At 67.0% G+C, this 524-nt stretch carries 1 protein-coding gene; it reads right to left on the minus strand.

Annotation, left to right across the window (positions count from 1 at the left end; all coding sequences use genetic code 11):
- Nucleotides 1–37: 37 nt before the first annotated feature.
- Nucleotides 38–524, minus strand: a 487-nt coding sequence (locus ACYPYD_RS26105) for a PfkB family carbohydrate kinase (RefSeq protein ID WP_459666551.1), incomplete at its 5' end; no start/stop codon positions are given.

The following is a 524-nucleotide window of genomic DNA, read 5'->3' on the forward strand; positions in this document are numbered from 1 at the left end:
GTGCCGCAGAAATGCGCCTTTCGGCGCATTTCTTCAATCACATACGCGACGCGACGAAGTCCGCCAGATCGCATTCCGGACGCGCGCCGTAGTGCGAGATGATCTCGCTCGCGCAGATTGCGCCCATCTTGAGGCTTTCCTCAAGCCCCTTGCCGCGCACGTGGCCGTAGAGGAAGCCCGCCGCGAACAGGTCGCCCGCGCCGGTGGTGTCGACCACGCGCTCGATCGGCTGCGCGGCAACTTCGGCACGCTCGCCGCCCGAGAGCGCCACGGCGCCCTCGGCGCCCTTGGTGACGACCAGCACCGCAACCTTGGCCGCCAGCATCGCGATGCCGTCCTCGAACGAAGACAGGCCGGTCAGCGTCGCCAGCTCGGTCTCGTTGCAGAAGAGGAGGTCGATCAGGCCATCGTCGATCAGCGACAGGAAATCGCCGCGGTGCATGTCGATGATGAATGATTCCGACGGCGTGAAGGCGATCTTGCGGCCGGCGGCGCGCGCCGCCGCGATCGCCTTGCGCATCGCC

The sequence above is a fragment of the Novosphingobium sp. 11B genome (genome assembly GCF_054589055.1).